The following is a 20,347-nucleotide window of genomic DNA, read 5'->3' on the forward strand; positions in this document are numbered from 1 at the left end:
GCTGATCCGGAGTCGGACGAATGCAATCGACCGGGCACTCGGAGACACAACTCGCGTCGTTACAGCAACGCTGCGTGATTACATAGGCCATGTGTGCTGATCCTCGGGGTGTGCGTGTGGAGTGGCGCCACCGTGAAGGCGGACACGATCATTCGCGGCCCCCGGCACTGTGATGCCGCTTTCAGTGTGCCTCGAGTGCGATCCGGGCCTCGCACCGGAGAGCGTCTACGGTGTTCCCATGGTGCGCACCCTCATCCTCCTGCGGCACGGGAAGTCGGCCTACCCGGACGGTGTGGCCGACCACGAGCGCCCGCTCGCGGCGCGTGGCGAACGGGAGGCCGGGCTGGCGGGCGACTGGATTCGCGCCACCCTCCCGCCGGTCGACGAGGTGCGCTGCTCCACCGCCCTTCGCACCCGCGCCACCCTGGCGGCCACCGGCATCACCGCGCCCGCGCACTACGAATCCGGCATCTACGACGCGGACGAGGCCGAGCTGATCGAGCTCGTCCGGCTGACCGCGGACCCGGTGCGGACGCTGCTGCTGGTCGGCCACTTTCCCGGCATGCCGGAGACCGCGTGGGAACTGGCCGCCGACCGGACGAGCGACACCGCCGTCGCGCTGGCGCGCAAGTTCCCGACCTCGGCACTGGCGGTGCTGGAGTTCGAGCTGCCCTGGTCCGAGATCGGGCCGGGCAGCGGCGAGCTCACGCACTTCCACGTGCCGCGCTGAGCGTCAGCGCAGCTTCACCACGGCGACCACGCCGAAGACGGCGAGCAGCACGAACGCGGCGAAGCCGCCGAACAGCCACCAGACCGCGCCGAGCGCGGCGATGAACGGCGCCACCGCGATGGCGGTGATCACCGGGCTCTCCTTGACCGTGGCGAGGGCGGAACGCGCCCTGACCCGGTCGATGTCCTTACCAGGCATGGCTCCAGGGTAGGTCGGGTTGCGCGTCCGCGCCGAAACCCGGCGAGAATCGTCCTTGCTTGGAGTGCGCTCCAGGTGGCTAGCGTCGGAGATGTTCCTCGGAAAGGGCGGCAGCGATGACCGAAGCGACGATCGAACGGCCGCGGTACTCCATCGGCGAGGCCGCGGAGCGGTCCGGGCTGAGCCGGGACACCCTGCGCTGGTACGAGCGGATCGGGCTGCTCAGCTCGGTCGGCCGCGACCACACCGGCAAGCGCCGGTTCACCGAGCGGGATCTGGATTGGCTGCAGCTGATCGGCAGGCTGCGCACCACCGGCATGTCGGTGGCGGACATGGTGCGCTACGCCGAGCTGGTACGCGCGGGAGAGTCGACGATCCCGGAGCGGCTCGCCATCTTCCGGCGCACCCGCGCCGACGCGCTCGCCCGGATCGAGGAGCTCAGCCAGACCGTCGCCGTTCTGGACTACAAGATCGAGCTCTACGCGGGCACGGTCGGAACGCACTGTGAAGGGACGACAGGATGACCATCACCGGAACCGTGCCCACCGTCGAACTCGGCGGGCTCGAGGTCGGCGTGCAGGGGCTGGGCTGCATGGGGATGAGCGAGTTCTACGGCACCTCGGACCTCACCGAATCACGGGCCACCCTCGACCGTGCGCTCGAACTCGGCATCACGCTCTTCGACACCGCCGACATCTACGGCTCCGGGCACAACGAGGAGTTCCTCGCCGATTTCGTCCGGGCCAACCGGGACCGGCTGGTGCTCGCCACCAAGTTCGGCATCCGCCGCGACCCCGCCGACCCGGCGTTCCGCGGCATCGACAACTCCCCCGGCTACATCCGCTCCGCCGTGCGGGCCAGCCTGCGCAGGCTCGGCGTCGACACCATCGACCTCTACTACATGCACCGGCGCGACCCCGCGGTCCCGATCGAGGAGTCGGTCGGCGCCATGGCCGAGCTGGTCGCGGCGGGCACCGTGCGCGCGATCGGGCTCTCCGAGGTCACCGGCGACGAGCTGCGGGCCGCGCACGCGGTGCACCCGATCGCCGCGGTGCAGTCGGAGTGGTCGCTCTTCTCCCGCGATGTGGAGCGCACCGCCGTGCCGGCCGCGGCCGAGCTCGGCGTCGCCTTCGTGCCCTACTCGCCGCTCGGCCGCGGCTTCCTGACCAGCTCCTTCGCCGACGCGGGCACGCTGCCGGACGCCGCGGACTTCCGCCGGGCCATGCCGCGCTTCTCGGGCGAGAACGCGGCGCACAACGCCGCGCTGCTCGCCCCGATCCGGGAGCTCGCCGAGCAGCGCGGAATCACCCCGGCCCAGGTGGCGTTGGCCTGGGTGCACTCCCGTGCCGGTGTGCACGGCCTGCCGGTGGTCCCGATCCCCGGCACCCGCAGCCGCACCCGGCTGGCCGAGAACGCCGCGGCCGCGGTGCTGCCGCTCAGCGACGCCGAACTGGCGACGCTGGAGCCGGTGGCGGCGCAGGTCGCGGGGCCGCGCTACGCGGACATGTCGTTCACCTCGGCCGGGCGGGAGTGACCGGGCGGCCACAGCGGTAGAACGGACCGCCCGGCATGATGTGGATGTCGGCGCGAGAAGGAGGAACGGCAATGTCGCAGGAGTCCGTCGAGGTCGTGCGCGAGGACGACAAGCAGCGCTACACGATCCGATACGAGGGTGAGCAGGCCGGTTTCGCGAAGTACGAGGAGCGCGGGGACGAGACCGTCTTCACGCACACCGAGATCGACGACAAGTTCGGCGGCAAGGGCCTCGGCAAGGCGCTGGCCCAGTTCGCCGTGGAGGACACCATCGCCAGGAACCGGACGATCCGCCCGATCTGCCCGTTCATCAAGGCATTCCTCGACAAGAACGAGCAGTACGACGCCCATGTGATCGGCAAGGGCGTCACGCGATGAGCGACCTGGACCCGAACCCCGCCGCCGAGGTCTGCACCCCGGCGGCGGGGCCGGGTCCGCTGGCCGAGCTGTACCCCGCGCGCGAGGTGCCGCTCGGCGGGGTCCGCGGCGTCTTCGTGGAGCGGGTGCTGCCGCAGCGCGACCTGCCGACGGTCGGGGCGTGGTGCTTCCTCGACCGCTTCGGCTCGCCGACGGTGACCACCACCGGCGCCCCGCCGGATATCGAGCCGCACCCGCACATCGGGCTGCAGACCGTCACCTGGCCGCTGCAGGGCGCGATCCGGCACCGGGATTCGGTCGGCTCCGACGTCCGGATCGAGCCGGGCCAGCTGAACCTGATGACCTCGGGGCGCGGCATCGCGCACTCGGAGTACGCGGTGCCGGGCGCGCCCGCGGGCAACGGCCTGCAGCTGTGGATCGCGCTGCCCGGCGCGAGCGCGGGCGTCGACCCGCACTTCGAGCAGCACCGGGAGCTGCCGGAGTACACCGCGCCCGGTGTGCTCGCCACCGTGCTGATCGGCACGCTGGCCGGGGTCACCTCGCCTGCCAGGGCGTACACCCCGATCGTCGGCGCCTACCTGCGGGTCGAGCCGGGCGCCGAGGTCCGGCTGCCGCTGGACCCCGCCTTCGAGCATGCGGTGCTCGGGGTCGAGGGCGATCTCACCGTCGCCGGAGTCGAGCTGGCTCCCGGGCCGCTGCTCTACCTCGGTACCGGCCGGAGCGAGGTGGAGCTGAGCAGTACGGCGGGGGCTCGGTTCGCGCTCATCGGCGGCGAGCCGTTCGCCGAGGAGCTCGTGATGTGGTGGAACTTCGTCGGCCGCAGCCACGAGGAGATCGAGCTGGCCCGCTCGCAGTGGGAGGCGCGCGAGGTGAGCCGCTTCGGACCGGTGCCAGGGCACCCCGCCGACCAGCGCATTCCGGCGCCCCCGCTTCCCGACCTGCACCTGACACCGCGCAAGCGACGGGTCGGCACCGCGCACGGCTGAGCCCGGCTCACCCCCTGGCGAGCAGTGCGTCCAGCGCGCGATACCCGTCGTTGAGCCCACCCTCCATGCCGGACTGCAGCATGCCGTCGCGCTCGTCCGGCGTGTGGAACTGGCTGTGCGTGCGCACCTTCGTGCGACCGTCACCGAGGTCGGTGAAGGTGATCTCGTCGATGCAGACGTGCGCGGGCATCCCGTCCCACTCGAAAGACCAGACGATCCGCTGCCCCGGCTCGATCTCCCGGAACCGCCCCTCGAATCCGTGCGCCTCCCCCTCGGCGTGCTCGACGAAGCGCCAGTGCCCGCCGCGGCGGAACTCCCAGCGCTCCACGTCGAGCGGATTGCCGCGCCCCCACCACTGCACCAGCTGCTCGATCCGGCTGTGCGCGGCCCAGACCCTGTCGATCGGGGCGTCGAAGACGCGCTCGATATCGATGCCGCGATCGGTGTCGGCGGCGACCAGGGTGTCGTTGGTGGTCGTTGTCATGGTTCCTGCTCCTTCGTTCGTTCCAGAAACGCGTCCAGACGGTCCATGCGCTCCTCGACCACCTCGCGGTAGCGCTGCAACCACGCCACCTCACGGTCGAAGACAGCCGTTCCGAGCAGGCACCAGCGCACCCTGCCCCGCTTCTCGGTGGTCACCATGCCCGCCTCCGCCAGCAGCCGGATGTGCTTCTGCACGCCGGTCAGCGTCATGTCGAAGCGCTCGGCCAGCTCGGTGACCGTGGCGGGCCCCGCGCGCAACCGCTCCAGGATTCCGCGCCTGGTCGGGTCGGCCAGCGCGCCGAAGGAGGCATCCAAGAAGTCATACTGAACCATCTAGTTCAGTATTGCGCACCGCCCGCGGCACGGTCAAGGGCGCATTACCCTGGAGAACATGAGCAGTGCCGTCGCCGATCACGAGAGTTCCGCCGACGGCGGTCCGGCCCTCTTCCGGCTGATCCGTTTCTGGTCCCGCCGCTGGCTCGACGGCACCGGCCCGCAGCTCCCCGACGAGCTCAGGCACACCCAGCACATCCAGATCGTCGAGGCGGTCGCCGCCGCCACCGAGAACGGCGCGGAGGCCACCGTCGGCACCGTCGCCCACCTGCTCGGCCTCGACCACTCCGCCGCGGGCCGCATGGTCCGCGACGCGGGCACCGACGGCTACGTCTCGCGCATCGAATCCGCCATCGACCGCCGCCGCACCGCCCTCCGCCTCACCCCCCGCGGCACCCGCCTGCTCACCGGCGCCCAGCAGTGGCAGCGGCGGATCTTCACCGAGCTCACCGCCGACTGGTCCGACGAGGACCGCGACCGCTTCGCCGGCTACCTGCACCGGCTCGGCGCCGAGACGGAGCGCTGAACACCGGCTACGCCAGCCGCCGAATCCGGTCGACCGCTCGGCGCAGGCTGTCACTGTTCGTCGCCGCCTTGCCGACATCCCAGTGGTCGCGCGCGAATTCGTTGACTCGCACGACGTACAGCGGGCCGGTCCGACCGTCGCTCGTCACCATGTCGCTCCTCACGGAGCGGTACCGGGACTTGGCGCAGAGCTGCAGCATGGTTGCCTTCGGATGGGAAAGCGACTCGGGATCACGGGGGACGGTGGCCACGCGAATACCGAAGTGCTCGGCGAAACCTTCCGAGTCGGCGAGCAACCACCCCTCGGACATGGGATGCACGACTCGGAGCAGGAACGACGGTGACACGGAGTCGATCGCCGCCGTCAACTTCGCGTGCAGCTCGACCGGGCACCGGGTGTCGGAATCGCGAAGGACCACCCAGGGCGATGTCGCAGCGGCACGGTTGTAGTTCGGGATCAGCGGGTCGAGCTTCGTCTTGCCGTTCTTCACGACAATCTTCCCGAGTTCGTGCCCGGCAGCGCGAACGATGGCGACGGCCACTCCCCGATCCGATTCGCCTTCGACGACCACATTGATCAACTGCGCGATCCTCGGCGCAATGTCGCCACATCGAGCAGGCCACCCAGTTCCCCGGCGGGAGCGATCAGTTCGTGCACGATATCCGACGTTGGTAGCCCCGCTTCCACTTCGGAAGCGGTCGCCTCGATATCGGACAGAAGAGTCGCCACCGTGCCGTCGGTGGTCACCTCGAGTACCAGGATCTCGTCCGGCAGTACACCCTCGTCATCGAGCAGTTCCGGCGCGTGCGTCGACAGCACCACTTGCAGTGCGCGATCGCGCTGCGTCATCGCCAGTACGGCGGGCAACTTCCGCACGATCGCGGCATTGAGCGAGAGTTCCGGCTCCTCGAGCAGCAGAATGCCGCCATTGGCCGGTGCACTGACCAGGGTCCACAGGAGACCGATCAACCGGAGCGTGCCGTCGGAGAAATCCGCTTCGGTATGGCGTGCGGGGGTGCTCCGCCAGTGCCGATAACCGGCAACCAGATGCGGGCGCCCGGTGGGGTCGACCTCGATCTTCAACGACTCGAACTCCGGCACCGCATCCTGGAGCGCCTTCTGCATCCGGTTCAACCAGGCATCGCGGGTCTTCTTCGGAACTCCGTTCATCTGGGCAATGAAATCGCCGCCGAACGGATCATCGATCCGCACCGCCCGTGCCGGATCGCGGATGACCTGCGGAACGAGGTGAAAGTATCTGACCTTGGTGAAGTACTCCGCGATCGGGCGGAAGCTTTGATTCGCGGAGATCTGCTCCAGGTGGGTCTGGGTCAGCCGCTCCGGATCGTTCTCGTCTTCGGCATCCGGCCGATTCAGGAGAACCTTGCCATTGCGCTCGACCAACTCCTCGTCGACGACCGGGCGATTCTTACCTTTCGCCTCCCCCTTGACGACCAATCGGTAGCGCCAGATCTCCTCACCGTCCGACAGCCGGACGTCGATGATCAGCCGCCCCTTCTGATTGTTCCGGGCGAACAGGCTGCGTACCTTCCCGAGCCCGGCCCGCCGGTCCAGGGCGGAGGCGAGCCCACCGCCGGGGCCCGCTATATCGCCGATGAAGCGGAACAGATCGAGCAGGTTCGACTTCCCCGCGGCGTTCGCACCGACGATGAACAGCCGATCGCGGATCGCGAAATCGAGGTTCTTGAAGTTGCGCCAATTGCTGGCGCTCACGTGGGTGATACGCATCCTGTCTCCCGCGTCCCGAGTGCAGCCGGCGTGCAGTCATCGTAGAGCAGTTCGGCCCCCGATCCGGAAGGAAGGGGGGCCGAACGCTTTGCTACAGAGGACTACCGGTAGTCGCTGAACCCGTAGTCGTCCAGCGGAACCGCGGCACCGGTGCTCTGCCCGAACCCGTCCGGGCTGTAGTAGGTGTCGTCGTAGGACGGCACCGCGTACGCCGCGGCACGCGCCTCCTCGGTCGGCTGCACCTGGATGTTCCGGTACCGGTTGATGCCGGTTCCGGCCGGGATCAGCTTGCCGATGATCACGTTCTCCTTGAGCCCGATGAGCTTGTCGGAGCGGCAGTTGATGGCCGCGTCCGTGAGCACCCGGGTGGTCTCCTGGAAGGAGGCCGCGGAGAGCCACGAGTCGGTGGCGAGCGACGCCTTGGTGATACCCATCAACACCGGACGGCCGGCCGCGGGCTCGGCGCCCTCGGCGACGACGCGGCGGTTGGCCGCCTCGAACTCGGCGCGCTCGGTGAGCGAGCCGGGCAGGAACTCGGTCGCGCCCGAATCGATGATCGTGACGCGCCGCAGCATCTGCCGCACGATGACCTCGATGTGCTTGTCGTGGATGGACACACCCTGCGAGCGGTAGACCTCCTGGACCTCGTGCACCAGGTGCACCTGGACCTGACGGGGGCCCATGATCCGCAGCACCTCGTGCGGATCCGCCGCGCCTTCCAGCAGCTGCTGGCCGACGTCGACGTGGTCACCGTCGGAGAGCAGCCGCTCGCTGCCGTCGTCGTGCTTGAAGACGCGCAGCCGCTGCCGCTTCGACAGCTTGTCGTACACGACCTCTTCGCTCCCGTCGTCCGGGATGATCGTGATCTTGTAGAAGCGGTCGTCGTCCTCCAGCCGGACCCGGCCGGAGGTCTCCGCGATCGGCGCCTTGCCCTTGGGCACGCGCGCCTCGAACAGCTCCTGCACGCGGGGCAGACCACCGGTGATGTCGTCGCCGGCGACGCCACCCTGGTGGAAGGTGCGCATGGTGAGCTGGGTGCCCGGCTCACCGATGGACTGCGCGGCCACGATGCCGACGGCCTCGCCGATGTCGACCAGCTTGCCGGTCGCCATCGAGCGGCCGTAGCAGGTGGCGCAGACGCCGGTGCCGGTGGTGCAGGTCAGCACGGAGCGGACCTTCACCTCGGTGATACCGGCGTCGAGCAGCGCCTCCAGGGCCGGGTCGCCGAGATCGGCGCCCTTGGCCACGACGACGGTGCCCTGCGCGTCCAGCGCGTCGGACGCGAGCGTCCGGGCGTAGGTCGAGGTCTCGACGTGCGCGTCCCGGATCAGCGAGCCGTCCGGCTGCTTCTCCGCGATCGGCACCACGATGCCGCGCTCGGTGCCGCAGTCGTGCTCGCGCACGATGACGTCCTGCGAGACATCGACCAGACGACGCGTCAGGTAGCCCGAGTCGGCGGTGCGCAGCGCGGTGTCGGCCAGACCCTTGCGGGCGCCGTGCGTGTTGATGAAGTACTCCAGCACGGTCAACCCCTCGCGGAACGAGGACTTGATCGGGCGCGGGATGAACTCACCCTTCGGGTTGGTCACCAGGCCCTTCATGCCGGCCAGGGTCCTGGTCTGGGTGAAGTTACCGGTGGCGCCCGAGTCGACGATCGTGATGATCGGGTTGTCGGCCGGGTAGTGCGCGCGCAGCGCCCTACCGACCTCCTCGGTCGCCTCCTGCCAGATCTTCACCAGGGCGTTGTTGCGCTCCTGGTGATCGAGCGCACCGCGCTGGTACTTCTTCTCGATCTGGTCGGACTGCGCCTCGTAGCGCTCCATGATCTCCGCCTTCTCCGGCGGAACGAGCACGTCCGACATGGAGACGGTGACCCCGGAGCGGGTGGCCCAGTAGAACCCGGTGTCCTTGAGCTTGTCGACGGTCTGCGCGACCACGATCATCGGGTAGCGCTCGGCGAGATCGTTGATGATCGTCGCCTGCCGCTTCTTCGGCATCTGCTCGTTGATGAACGCGTAGTCCGCCGGGAGCAGGTCGTTGAAGATGACCCGGCCCAGCGTGGTCTCCAGCGTCCACGCGTCGCCGCGGTTCCAGCCGTCCGGGAACCGCTCGGCCTCGATCTCGCGCGGCGGCCGCTGGTCGGTGAGCCGCACCTTGATCAGCGAACGCACGGTCAGCTCACCGCGGTCCACCGCCATCTGCGCCTCGGCGGGCGAGGAGTACACGCCGTACTCCGGCCCGTCGGCGGAGGCCGGGCGGTACTGGCCCTTGGCATCCTCTTCCAGGCGGGTCAGGTAGAACAGGCCGGTCACCATGTCCAGACGCGGCATGGCGAGCGGGCGGCCCGAGGCGGGCGACAGGATGTTGTTCGAGGAGAGCATCAGGATGCGCGCCTCGGCCTGCGCCTCCGCGGAGAGCGGGAGGTGCACGGCCATCTGGTCACCGTCGAAGTCGGCGTTGAACGCCTCACAGACCAGCGGGTGCAGCTGGATGGCCTTGCCCTCCACCAGCTGCGGCTCGAAGGCCTGGATGCCGAGGCGGTGCAGCGTCGGCGCGCGGTTCAGCAGCACCGGGTGCTCGGCGATGACCTCTTCGAGGACGTCCCACACCTGCGGCCGCTGCCGCTCCACCATCCGCTTCGCGGACTTGATGTTCTGCGCGTGGTTCAGGTCGACCAGCCGCTTCATCACGAACGGCTTGAACAGCTCCAGCGCCATCAGCTTGGGCAGGCCGCACTGGTGCAGCTTGAGCTGCGGGCCGACCACGATGACCGAACGGCCCGAGTAGTCGACGCGCTTGCCGAGCAGGTTCTGGCGGAACCGGCCCTGCTTGCCCTTGAGCAGGTCGGAGAGCGACTTGAGCGGGCGGTTGCCCGGGCCGGTGACCGGCCTGCCGCGACGGCCGTTGTCGAACAGCGCGTCGACCGACTCCTGCAGCATCCGCTTCTCGTTGTTGACGATGATCTCGGGCGCGCCGAGATCGATCAGCCGCTTGAGGCGGTTGTTGCGGTTGATGACGCGGCGGTACAGGTCGTTCAGGTCGGAAGTGGCGAAGCGGCCACCGTCCAGCTGGACCATCGGGCGCAGCTCCGGCGGGATCACCGGCACCGCGTTGAGCACCATGCCCATCGGCGAGTTGCCGTTCATCTGGAACGCCGCGACGACCTTGAGCCGCTTGAGCGCGCGCAGCTTCTTCTGGCCCTTGCCGCTGCGGATGGTCTCCCGCAGGTTCTCGGCCTCGGCCGGAATGTCGAACTTCTCCATCAGCTTCTGGATGGACTCCGCGCCCATCGCGCCGGTGAAGTACTCGCCGTAGCGGTCGGTGAGCTCGCGGTAGAGCAGCTCGTCGACGATGAGCTGCTTGACCGAGAGCTTGGTGAAGGTGGTCCAGATCTCGTCCAGCCGGTCCAGCTCGCGCTGGGCCCGGTCGCGGAGCTGGCGCATCTCGCGCTCGCCGCCGTCCTTGACCTTGCGCCGGACGTCGGACTTGGCGCCCTCGGCCTCCAGCTCGGCCAGGTCGGCTTCCAGCTTCTGCGCGCGGGCCTCGAGATCGGCGTCGCGCTGATCCGCGACGGTCTTCTTCTCGACCTCCATCTCGGCTTCGAGCGTGGAGAGCTCGTTGTGCCTGAGCTCCTCGTCGACCCCGACGATGACGTAGGCGGCGAAGTAGATGATCTTCTCGAGATCCTTCGGCGCCAGGTCGAGCAGGTAGCCGAGGCGCGAAGGAACGCCCTTGAAGTACCAGATGTGGGTGACCGGTGCGGCCAGCTCGATGTGGCCCATCCGCTCGCGGCGCACCTTGGCGCGGGTGACCTCGACGCCACAGCGCTCACAGATGATGCCCTTGAAGCGGACGCGCTTGTACTTGCCGCAGTAGCACTCCCAGTCCCGGGTGGGACCGAAGATCTTCTCGCAGAACAAGCCATCCTTCTCCGGCTTGAGCGTGCGGTAGTTGATGGTCTCCGGCTTCTTCACCTCGCCGTACGACCACTGGCGAATGTCGTCGGCGGAAGCGAGACCGATCCGGAGTTCATCGAAGAAGTTGACGTCTAGCACGTAACTTCCTTTCCCCTGTTCGGGTCGAAATGGAGCAAAGAGTTCACTAGTGATGGAACGCGGGGCCGGGTGCCGACGTCAGCACCCGGCCGGACCGCCTAGTTCGCCAGATCGTCGACCGTGGCCGCTTCGTTCCTGGACAGGTTGATGCCCAGGTTCGCCGCGGCGCGCTCCAGATCCTCGTCCTCGCCCTCGCGCAGCTCGATCGCCGCGCCGTCGGAGGAGAGCACCTCGACGTTCAGGCAGAGCGACTGGAGCTCCTTGAGCAACACCTTGAAGGACTCCGGAATGCCCGGCTCCGGGATGTTCTCGCCCTTGACGATGGCCTCGTAGACCTTCACGCGGCCGACCACGTCGTCGGACTTGATGGTGAGCAGCTCCTGCAGCGTGTACGCCGCACCGTAGGCCTGCATGGCCCAGCACTCCATCTCACCGAAGCGCTGGCCACCGAACTGGGCCTTACCGCCGAGCGGCTGCTGGGTGATCATCGAGTACGGCCCGGTGGAGCGGGCGTGGATCTTGTCGTCCACCAGGTGGTGCAGCTTGAGGATGTACATGTAGCCGACGGCCACCGGGTACGGGAACGGCTCGCCGGAGCGGCCGTCGAAGAGCATCGACTTGCCGTTGTCGTCGACCATGCGGTCGCCGTCGCGGTTCGGCAGCGTCGAGGCGAGCAGACCGGTCAGCTCCTCTTCGCGGGCGCCGTCGAACACCGGGGTGGCGATGTTGGAGTCGCCGGGCGCCTCCCACATCTCCTCCGGCAGCGCCTTGGCCCAGTCGGGGTTGCCCTCGACCTTCCAGCCCGCCTTGCCGACCCAGCCGAGGTGGGTCTCCAGGATCTGCCCGATGTTCATACGACGCGGCACACCGTGCGTGTTCAGGATGATGTCCACCGGGGTGCCGTCCGGCATGAACGGCATGTCCTCGGTCGCCAGGATCTTGCCGATGACGCCCTTGTTGCCGTGCCGGCCGGCCAGCTTGTCGCCGTCCTGGATCTTGCGCTTCTGCGCCACGTACACCCGGACCAGCTCGTTCACGCCGGGGGGCAGGTCGTCGTCGTCCTCGCGGGAGAAGACCCGGATGCCGATGACCTTGCCGGACTCGCCGTGCGGCACCTTGAGCGAGGTGTCGCGCACCTCGCGCGCCTTCTCGCCGAAGATCGCGCGGAGCAGCCGCTCCTCCGGGGTCAGCTCGGTCTCGCCCTTCGGCGTGACCTTGCCGACCAGGATGTCGCCGTCGCGCACCTCGGCACCGATCCGCACGATGCCGCGCTCGTCCAGGTCCGCGAGGACCTCGTCGGAGACGTTCGGGATGTCCCTGGTGATCTCCTCGGCGCCGAGCTTGGTGTCGCGGGCGTCGATCTCGTGCTCCTCGATGTGGATCGAGGTCAGGACGTCCTGCTCCACGAGGCGCTGCGACAGGATGATCGCGTCCTCGTAGTTGTGGCCCTCCCACGGCATGATCGCGACGAGCAGGTTCTTGCCCAGCGCCATCTCGCCGTTCTCGGTGCACGGGCCGTCCGCGAGGACCTGCCCGTACTCGACCCGCTGGCCCTCGTCCACGATCGGGCGCTGGTTCGAGCAGGTGCCCTGGTTCGACCGGTTGAACTTGCGCATCCGGTAGCTCTTGCGGGTGCCGTCGTCGGCCATCACGGTGACGTAATCCGCGGAGACCTCTTCGACGACGCCCGGCTTCTCGTTGACAACGACGTCACCGGCGTCGACCGCGGCGCGCAGCTCCATTCCGGTGCCGACCAGCGGGGCCTCGGAGCGGATCAGCGGCACGGCCTGGCGCTGCATGTTCGCGCCCATCAGCGCGCGGTTGGCGTCGTCGTGCTCGAGGAACGGGATCATCGCGGTCGCGACCGAGACCATCTGACGCGGCGAGACGTCTAGGTAGGTCACGTCGGTGGGGGCGACGTACTCCATCTCCTCGTTGCCGCGCCGGGCGAGCACGCGGTTCTCCAGGAAGTTGCCGTCGGCGTCGATCGGCGAGTTCGCCTGGCCGCGGACCTCGCGGTCCTCCTCGTCGGCCGTCAGGTACTTGACCTCGTCGGTGACCCGCCCGTCGACGACCCGGCGGTACGGGGTCTCGATGAAGCCGAACGGGTTCACCCGCGCGTAGACCGAGAGCGAGCCGATCAGGCCGATGTTCGGGCCTTCCGGGGTCTCGATCGGGCACATCCGGCCGTAGTGCGAGGGGTGCACGTCGCGCACCTCGAGGCCGGCGCGCTCACGGGACAGACCGCCGGGGCCGAGCGCCGAGAGGCGGCGCTTGTGGGTCAGCCCGGAGAGCGGGTTGTTCTGGTCCATGAACTGCGACAGCTGGGAGGTTCCGAAGAACTCCTTGATCGCGGCGACGACCGGGCGGATGTTGATCAGGGTCTGCGGCGTGATCGCCTCGACGTCCTGGGTGGTCATCCGCTCGCGGACCACGCGCTCCATGCGGGAGAGGCCGACCCGGATCTGGTTCTGGATCAGCTCGCCGACGGTGCGCAGGCGACGGTTGCCGAAGTGGTCGATGTCGTCGACCCCGACCGGGACCTCGGCGCCGCCCGGCGCCGTCATCACCCGATCACCCGAGTGCAGCCGCACCAGGTACTCGATGGTGGTGACGATGTCTTCCTTGGTCAGCACCGACGCGGTGATCGGCTCGCCGACGTGGATGCCGAGCTTCTTGTTGATCTTGTAGCGACCGACCCGCGCGAGGTCGTAGCGCTTCTCCTTGAAGAACAGGTTCTCCAGCAGGGTCTGCGCCGACTCCTTGGTCGGCGGCTCGCCCGGGCGCAGCTTGCGGTAGATGTCCAGCAGCGCCTCGTCCTGACCGGCGGTGTTGTCCTTCTCCAGGGTCGACATCATGATCTCGGAGAAACCGAAGCGCTCGGTGATCTCCTCGGTGCTCCAGCCGAGCGCCTTGAGCAGCACGGTGACCGGCTGGCGGCGCTTGCGGTCGATGCGCACGCCGACGGTGTCGCGCTTGTCCACGTCGAACTCGAGCCACGCCCCGCGGCTCGGGATCACGCGCACGCTGTGCAGATCCTTCTCGGTGCCCTTGTCCACGGAGTGGTCGAAGTACACGCCGGGCGAGCGGACCAGCTGGGACACCACGACACGCTCGGTGCCGTTGATGACGAAGGTGCCCTTGTCGGTCATCATCGGGAAATCACCCATGAAGACCGTCTGGCTCTTGATCTCACCGGTGTTGTTGTTGATGAACTCCGCGGTCACGAAGAGCGGCGCCGCGTAGGTCATGTCCTTGTCTTTGCACTCGTCGATCGAGGCCTTGACCTCTTCGAAGCGAGGATCGGAGAAGGAGAGCGACATGGACCCGGAGAAGTCCTCGATCGGGGAGAGCTCCTCGAGCACCTCCTCGAGTCCACCGGTCAGGCCCCCGTCGCCGCGAGCGGCGGCTCGTTCCCGCCATTCCGGGGTACCGACCAGCCAGGCGAACGAATCCGTCTGTAGATCGAGAAGACCGGGCACCTCCAGGGGCTCTCGGATCTTCGCGAATGACACCCGCCTCGGGGCACCGGGAATGGACCCCGCCAAAGCCTGATTCGAACCGGCGCTTGTCTGGGTGGAGACTGCCAAGATGCGTCCTTCCAGCACCTAACGCGGGCCGCGTGGTGGTCCGCGACCGTCGCTATTGTCTGCTACGAATTCCGCTGGTAGCGCCCCGAACGCGACTCGAACAGGCACCAACGGGAGCAACACCGGAAAGGTGGAACCCACGTGTGCGAATCGAGGTATGGACAGGAGGCAGCCAGCGCAACCTCCAAAATTACACCCACGAATACGGAGAAGTCAAAGTACCACCCCTGTGATCGTCGTCCCACCCGGCGCGCCGATGGCGCCGGGGTTCGACCGCATACCTTCCGGGCCGGCCGCGCTGGCTGCGCGTATGCCGTGACACCCGGTGGGGGGTGGTCAGCTGCCGCTGCTCAATCACTAGGGTGACGGCTGTTTCCGGCCTCGTCAAGTGGCAGGATCACGGGTCCGGATGCCGAGATCGGCTGTCTTCCCCGGGTTCCGGCGCCGGTTACCTGTCCACGATCTCGGCGGCGAGCCAGCGGCCGTCCACCTTGGTCATGCGCAGCACAACGGGGCCCGCGACGCTCTGCTGGGCGGCGCCGTCCTTGGTCGCGCTCACCACGAGGTTCACCAGCAACTCGGCGCGGTCGTCGGTGAGCAGGGTCACGCCGATCGGGTCGGCGGCGGCGGTGGCGCTGGTCTGCGACTGTTCGATCGCCTCGATGGTGGTCGGGGCGAACTGGTCCAGGTCCTTCAGCATGTCGCCGGTCACCACCTGGCGAACGGCGTCCGGGTAGCCGTCGATGGCGGTGACGTCGTAGCCGTAGATGGTCTTCAGCGCGTTGTCGGCGGCTGCGCGGACCTCCTCGGTCGCGCCGGAGTCGACGAAAGCTCTGTCGTTGTCCGGGACGCCGGGACGCAGTGCCGCGATGGCGGCGAAACCGGCCAGGACGGCGGCAGCGAGTAGGCAGGCGATCGGTACGCCCCAGCCGCGGAGCACTGTGGTGCTCGACGCCGCGGTGGACTTCCGCTCGCCCGCGGGCGCCGCGCCAGCGGGTTCGCCGCCTGCGGCGTCCGCACCCGCCGACGCGGCCTGATCTGCCGTCTCGTCCTTACCCAGACCAACCTTGCCCGTCGCGGCGGCCTTGCTCACCGCCGCAGCCTTGCTTGTCGCCGCAGCCTTGCTTGTCGCCGCAGCCTTGCTTGTCGCCGCAGCCTTGCTTGTCGCGGCAGCCTTGCTTGTCGCGGCAGCCTCGCTCGGAGCGGGCTTAGGCGCATCCTCGCTCGCGGCGGACAGGGTCCCCGTGGACTCGCCGACGGCGGAGGTGTCCGCGGCGGGCTTCGCGGGCGAATCGGCGGCCGGGCGGCGCTTGGAGGTGACCCGGTTGACCGGGCGCTTCGGGGTGCTCATGCGCGTTCTCCTACGAACCCGGCTGCGGGGCAGGGGCGGGGGCGGGGGTCTCGGCGGGGGCGCCGGGGGCGGCGGGGGCACCGCCACCGTCGAGCAGGACGGGCTGGCCGAGCGCGGCCACCTGCTCCACCTTCCACACGTCGTCCACCTGGGTCATGTCCAGGGTCCAGGTGTAGCGGAACTGCGCCGCGGTGCTGTCCTTGCGCTGCTCGGAGACCTGCAGCACGACCAAAGCCGTCGCCTTGTCCTCCTCGCTGTTCAGCGTGGTGAGCGCGGCCCCCAGCACCTTGGCCTCCATCCGGACCCCGGCCTGGGCGGCCAGCTGCTCCGCCTGCTGCTGGTTCTTGGTGGCCGAATCGAGAATCGCGCCGGTCATCGAGGAGCGCGCGGTGGCCAGTGAGCCGGGCACGTCGTCGATGTTCATGGTGGTCATGTTGAGCGCGGCCTGCCGCGCGCCGTCCAGCGCGGAGTCCCGCGCCTCGGCGCGCGGGCCGTCGGTGAAGAACGCGGCCCGCGCCCAGCCGACCCCGAACCACAGCGCCGCGCCGAGCGACACCATCAGCAGCACGGCCGCGACCGTGCCGACGGCGGTACGCAGCCGGGAACCGGCACCTGCGGACTCGGCCCGCACCGGCTCGGCGGCGACCTTCTCGGTCGAGACCTTCGGCTGCTCGGCAGGGTCGGGACTCACAGCGACAACACCTCTACCTCGTCGGATGTGGTCACCGCTTCGGGGTGACCCCCAGAAGGGTGGCCATCTGAATGGCGACCGGGCTCAGATCCAGCCTGGCCGGATCGACCTTCGGATTGGCGTCCCACGGCTGCGGGACGTTCGGGTCGGCATACGCGGAGCGCGCGCCGCCACGCACATTGGTCGGATTGCCGAACGGCACGGTGCACTTGGCGTCGGTATTGAACGGGAAATCGTCGCGGGTGTCGTCGAAGTCCGGGTTCTGTGCCTTCATCTGCTCGAGGATGCGCTGCGTGCCCTCGTACCCGACGGTACAGGCAGGCGGGTTGTTGGTCTCGAGCACCAGGCCGAAGTGCGTGGTCCCGTCGCCGGGCGCGGTGGCCGAGCCGCCGATCGAGAGCCCGGGCAGCATGGCCAGGATCGGCTGCAGCACGTAGTTCTTCGGCGAGAGCGTCCGCAGCAGCAGCCGCAGGTTGGTCAGGTCGGTCGTCAGGTCGGGGCCGCTCTCCTGGATCAGCGCGCCGAGCTGCTCCCCCGCGTCGGTGCCGGTGCCGATCAGCCTGCGCACGTCCGGGTCGCTGGAGCGCAGCTGCGCGGTGAGCTGCTCCAGGCCGTCACTGAAGGCGAGGATGCTGTCCGACTGCTCGGCCTGGGTGCCGAGCACGGTCTTGCTCTCCTGGATCAGCTGCAGTGTCTGCGGCATGGTCTCGTGGAAGGTGGTGGTGAACTTGTTCAGCGAGTCGATGAGGATCTTGAGGTCGTCGCCCTTGCCGTCGAAGGCCTTGCCGAGTTCGGTGACGGTGGTGTTCAGCGCCTGCAGGTCCACCGTGCGGGTGAACTCGTCCACGCTGCTCACCAGCTGCTCGACGGAGACCGGGGTGGTCGCCCCGGCGATCACCGAGCCCTCCTTCAGGAAGGGCCCGCCCGCGCTCTCCGGCTGCAGGTCGACGTACTGCTCGCCGATCGCCGAGCGGTTCGAGACGACGGCCTTGGCCGAGGCCGGGATATCGGGCGCGGAGCTGTCGATGTCGAGCCGCATGGTGACGCCGGCGTCGGCGAGGTCGATCGCGCCGACCCGGCCGACCGGGACGCCGCGGTAGGTCACCTCGGAGCCGGGGTAGGCGCCGCCGGTCTGCTCGGAGGTGACCTTCACCTCGTACTTGCCGAAGCCGAACATCTGGTCGAGCCGGATGTAGGTGGCGCCGACGTAGACGACGCCGACCACCGCGATCACCACGAAGGCGATCAGCTGGTAACGGACCAGACGGGTCATCGCGGAACTCCAACTCCGAGTTGTTCGAGGAACGAGCCGAGCGGGTTCGGGGCGCCGGGTGCGGCGGCCGCGCCAGGCAGCGGCACCGCGGCGAGGGTGGGCGGCAGCGGGATCAGCGAGACCGTCGGCCAGCCCGGCCGCGGCCCGTTGCCGTTGTAGTACGGGTTGCTCGGGTCGACGGTGATGGCGGGGCCGCGCGGCGGGATGTAGGTCGGCGCGGGCTTGCCGACGCCGAGGTTGCTCAGCGTGGTGCCGATCTGCAGGTCCACCGAGAGCCAGGTGTTCGCCGAGCCGCCGAAGGTGCTCTTCATGGCCTCGTCGGGGAACGGGTAGGTCGGGATCAGCGGCAGCGCGGTGATCAGGTCCGGCGCCGCCTTTGCCAGCTCCTGCAGCGTCGGCCGCAGCGAGTTCAGGTCGCGGATCAGGTCGTCCTTCGAGGTGTCGACCACGTCGAAGCCGGCCTGGCCGAGCCGGTCCAGCTGCTGCAGCAGCCCGATCAGCTGCGGCCGCTGCTCCTCCAGGATCCGGACGCCCTCCGGCAGCTCGTCCAGGATGCCGGCCAGCTGGTCGTTCTGCGCGGCCACCCGGGAACTGAGGGTGTCCAGGCCGTCCAGTGCCCGCGTGATGTCGTCGACCTGCTCGTCCAGCCCGGCGATCAGGGTGTTCGCCTGCTCCAGCAGCGAGCGCACGGTGTCCTCGCGGCCGTCGAGGGTCTTGTTCAGCTCGGTGATCACCGGCTGCAGCTGGGCCACGCCGCCGCCGTTGAGCAGCAGCGACATCGCGCCGAGCACCTGCTCGACCTCGGTGGCGTGCCTGGTGTTGGTGACCGGGATGACCGAGTTGTCCCCCAGCTTGGCCGGGTCGGGCTCCTGCGGCTTGCTCAGCTCGATGAACTTCTCGCCGAGCAGGCTGGACTGCCTGACCTCGGCGCGCGCGTTGGCGGGCAGGTCGACGCCCGCGTTCACCAGGGTCCGGACATTGGCGGTCCAGCCGTCCTCGGCCAGGCTGATCTCCTCGACCCGGCCGACCGGGACGCCGTCCACCTTGACCGCGGACTGCGGCACCAGGTCGAGCACGTCGTCGAAGCGGATGTCGATGTGGTACGGGCTGTCCCCGACGTCGGCGCCGCCGGGCAGCGGGACGCTGTAGATGCCGTCCGCGGCGCAGGAACTCACCAGCAGCGCGGTCAGTCCGGCGGCCGCGGCGGCGGCCACTCCGCGAAGGCGGGTACGCGGGCTCATCGCTCGCCCTCCTGCTCATTGGGCGGCACGGTGCCGGGGACGGGGGCCTGCTGCTGGTTCTCGTTGCTGAGGATGCCGAACGGCAGGATCAGCGTCGGGGTCTGCACGCCCGCGGTGATCTGGCCGGTGATGGCGGCACAGTTGTCGAGCACGGGCCGCAGCTGCCTGCCGAGTGCCTCGAACTTCGGGTCGCCCGGCATGAGCTTGGAGAGGTCGAGCAGGTTGCAGGCGGCACCGAAGGGGTCCTGCAGCTCGGGGATGTTGGCCCGCATGTCCAGGGTCCCGGACTCGCCGTTGTGGATGTTGATCAGGTTGCTCAGCGCCACCGGCAGCACCTCGACCGCGGCGGCCAGCTGGTCGCGCTGGTCGGCGAGGGTCTGGGTGAGCGTGGTGAGCTCGGCCGCGTTGTCCTGGATCAGGCCGCGGTTGGCGTCGACGAACCTGGCGACGTCGCCGAGCGCGACGGAGAGCAGCCGCAGCGCCTCGCCGAGGTTCTGCTTCTCGCCCGCCAGGAAGGTGGTGAGGTCGGCCAGCTGGCCGTTGAACTCGCGCACCTGCTGGTCGTTGCGGTTCAGCATGGAGACGAACTGCTGCAGGTTCTTCACGGTGTCGAAGATGTCGCCGCGGGAGTCGGAGAGGTAGCGCGCGGCGTGCGAGAGCTGGGTCAGGCTGTTCGCCAGCGCCTCGCCGTTGCCCGCCAGGTTGGCGGCGCCGGTGCGCACCAGGTCGTTCACCGCGCCGTCGGCGTTCGCGCCGTCCGGCCCGAGTGCCTCGGAGAGGTCGGTGATGCTGGAGTACAGCTCGTCGACCTCGACCGGGGTGACCGTGCGCTCGCGCGGGATGGTGCCGTCGCCGTCCATCTTGGGCCCGCCGCGGTAGACCGGGGTGAGCTGGATGTAGCGGTCGGCCACCACCGACGGAGTGATCTGCGCGGCCTTGGCGTCGGCGGGCACGTCGTACCCGCTGTCCACGTGCATGACGACCTTGACCTGGTCGCCCTGCGGCTCGACCGAGTCCACCTCGCCCACCGCGACGCCGAGGATGCGCACCTCGGAGCCCTCGTAGATGCCGACCGAGCGATCGAAGTACGCGGTGATCTCGGTCCGGCCGACGCGGTCGAGGACCCACCAGAGCACGCCGGCCGCGATCAGCGCGGCGACCACGACCAGTGCGATGACCGACTTCGATGCCTTCCGCGCCGACCCGGGCCGGCCAAGGGGTTCGGACACG

The 20,347-nt window shown here is 69.0% G+C and carries 18 protein-coding genes; 6 read left to right on the forward strand and 12 right to left on the reverse strand.

Annotation, left to right across the window (positions count from 1 at the left end; all coding sequences use genetic code 11):
- The first annotated feature begins 238 nt into the window (after positions 1 to 238).
- On the forward strand, positions 239 to 730 hold the full coding sequence (locus ACFO0B_RS14140) for a SixA phosphatase family protein (RefSeq protein ID WP_378612891.1): 492 nt from the start codon (positions 239 to 241) through the stop codon (positions 728 to 730).
- Between the two features lie 3 nt (positions 731 to 733).
- On the opposite strand, the gene ACFO0B_RS14145 is transcribed toward ACFO0B_RS14140, so the two are convergent.
- A complete protein-coding gene (locus ACFO0B_RS14145) occupies positions 734 to 928 on the reverse strand; it encodes a hypothetical protein (protein WP_233020652.1) in 195 nt (64 codons plus the stop codon).
- A gap of 116 nt (positions 929 to 1,044) precedes the next feature.
- Between ACFO0B_RS14145 and ACFO0B_RS14150 the strand changes: the two genes are divergently transcribed.
- From ACFO0B_RS14150 to ACFO0B_RS14165, 4 genes are all read left to right on the forward strand, one after another.
- On the forward strand, positions 1,045 to 1,452 hold the full coding sequence (locus tag ACFO0B_RS14150) for a MerR family transcriptional regulator (protein ID WP_378612892.1): 408 nt from the start codon (positions 1,045 to 1,047) through the stop codon (positions 1,450 to 1,452).
- A complete protein-coding gene (locus tag ACFO0B_RS14155) occupies positions 1,449 to 2,462 on the forward strand; it encodes an aldo/keto reductase (RefSeq protein ID WP_378612893.1) in 1,014 nt (337 codons plus the stop codon). The genes ACFO0B_RS14150 and ACFO0B_RS14155 overlap by 4 nt, the downstream gene beginning before the upstream one ends.
- Positions 2,463 to 2,533: 71 nt before the next feature.
- On the forward strand, positions 2,534 to 2,839 hold the full coding sequence (locus ACFO0B_RS14160; RefSeq protein WP_378612894.1) for a GNAT family N-acetyltransferase: 306 nt from the start codon (positions 2,534 to 2,536) through the stop codon (positions 2,837 to 2,839).
- Complete coding sequence (locus ACFO0B_RS14165; protein WP_378612895.1) at positions 2,836 to 3,825, forward strand: pirin family protein; 990 nt, start codon at positions 2,836 to 2,838, stop codon at positions 3,823 to 3,825. Before ACFO0B_RS14160 ends, ACFO0B_RS14165 begins: the two co-directional genes overlap by 4 nt.
- A 7-nt stretch (positions 3,826 to 3,832) precedes the next feature.
- On the opposite strand, the gene ACFO0B_RS14170 is transcribed toward ACFO0B_RS14165, so the two are convergent.
- Positions 3,833 to 4,309 carry an SRPBCC family protein gene (locus tag ACFO0B_RS14170; RefSeq protein WP_378612896.1) on the reverse strand — a complete coding sequence of 159 codons (477 nt, stop codon included), beginning with the start codon at positions 4,307 to 4,309 and terminating at the stop codon, positions 3,833 to 3,835.
- Positions 4,306 to 4,641 (reverse strand): ArsR/SmtB family transcription factor, encoded by a 336-nt coding sequence (locus ACFO0B_RS14175; protein WP_378612897.1) that lies wholly within the window; start codon positions 4,639 to 4,641, stop codon positions 4,306 to 4,308. The genes ACFO0B_RS14170 and ACFO0B_RS14175 overlap by 4 nt, the downstream gene beginning before the upstream one ends.
- A gap of 58 nt (positions 4,642 to 4,699) precedes the next feature.
- On the opposite strand from ACFO0B_RS14175, the gene ACFO0B_RS14180 reads away from it, so the two are divergent.
- Positions 4,700 to 5,167: a MarR family winged helix-turn-helix transcriptional regulator gene (locus tag ACFO0B_RS14180; protein WP_378612898.1), complete on the forward strand. Its 468-nt coding sequence runs from the start codon at positions 4,700 to 4,702 to the stop codon at positions 5,165 to 5,167.
- Between the two features lie 7 nt (positions 5,168 to 5,174).
- Here ACFO0B_RS14180 and ACFO0B_RS14185 read toward each other — a convergent pair whose 3' ends face one another.
- From ACFO0B_RS14185 to ACFO0B_RS14225, 9 genes are all read right to left on the reverse strand, one after another.
- The gene (locus ACFO0B_RS14185) at positions 5,175 to 5,747 is read right to left on the reverse strand and encodes a hypothetical protein (RefSeq protein ID WP_378612899.1); all 573 of its coding nucleotides are present in this window, start codon (positions 5,745 to 5,747) and stop codon (positions 5,175 to 5,177) included.
- On the reverse strand, positions 5,744 to 6,916 hold the full coding sequence (locus tag ACFO0B_RS14190) for an AAA family ATPase (RefSeq protein ID WP_378612900.1): 1,173 nt from the start codon (positions 6,914 to 6,916) through the stop codon (positions 5,744 to 5,746). Before ACFO0B_RS14190 ends, ACFO0B_RS14185 begins: the two co-directional genes overlap by 4 nt.
- 101 nt (positions 6,917 to 7,017) lie before the next feature.
- On the reverse strand, positions 7,018 to 10,971 hold the full coding sequence (locus ACFO0B_RS14195; protein ID WP_378612901.1) for a DNA-directed RNA polymerase subunit beta': 3,954 nt from the start codon (positions 10,969 to 10,971) through the stop codon (positions 7,018 to 7,020).
- Positions 10,972 to 11,069: 98 nt separating this feature from the next.
- Complete coding sequence (gene rpoB, locus ACFO0B_RS14200) at positions 11,070 to 14,579, reverse strand: DNA-directed RNA polymerase subunit beta (RefSeq protein ID WP_378612902.1); 3,510 nt, start codon at positions 14,577 to 14,579, stop codon at positions 11,070 to 11,072.
- A 430-nt stretch (positions 14,580 to 15,009) separates the two neighbouring features.
- The gene (locus ACFO0B_RS14205; protein ID WP_378612903.1) at positions 15,010 to 15,912 is read right to left on the reverse strand and encodes a hypothetical protein; all 903 of its coding nucleotides are present in this window, start codon (positions 15,910 to 15,912) and stop codon (positions 15,010 to 15,012) included.
- Positions 15,913 to 15,922: 10 nt separating this feature from the next.
- Complete coding sequence (locus ACFO0B_RS14210) at positions 15,923 to 16,603, reverse strand: hypothetical protein (RefSeq protein WP_378612904.1); 681 nt, start codon at positions 16,601 to 16,603, stop codon at positions 15,923 to 15,925.
- A 31-nt stretch (positions 16,604 to 16,634) separates the two neighbouring features.
- On the reverse strand, positions 16,635 to 17,876 hold the full coding sequence (locus ACFO0B_RS14215; RefSeq protein WP_378612905.1) for an MCE family protein: 1,242 nt from the start codon (positions 17,874 to 17,876) through the stop codon (positions 16,635 to 16,637).
- Positions 17,873 to 19,117: an MCE family protein gene (locus tag ACFO0B_RS14220; protein WP_378612906.1), complete on the reverse strand. Its 1,245-nt coding sequence runs from the start codon at positions 19,115 to 19,117 to the stop codon at positions 17,873 to 17,875. The genes ACFO0B_RS14215 and ACFO0B_RS14220 overlap by 4 nt, the downstream gene beginning before the upstream one ends.
- Positions 19,114 to 20,346 (reverse strand): MCE family protein, encoded by a 1,233-nt coding sequence (locus ACFO0B_RS14225; protein ID WP_378612907.1) that lies wholly within the window; start codon positions 20,344 to 20,346, stop codon positions 19,114 to 19,116. The genes ACFO0B_RS14220 and ACFO0B_RS14225 overlap by 4 nt, the downstream gene beginning before the upstream one ends.
- Position 20,347 lies beyond the last annotated feature (1 nt).

This window comes from Nocardia jiangsuensis, from assembly GCF_042650385.1.
Classification (GTDB): Bacteria; Actinomycetota; Actinomycetes; order Mycobacteriales; family Mycobacteriaceae; genus Nocardia; species Nocardia jiangsuensis.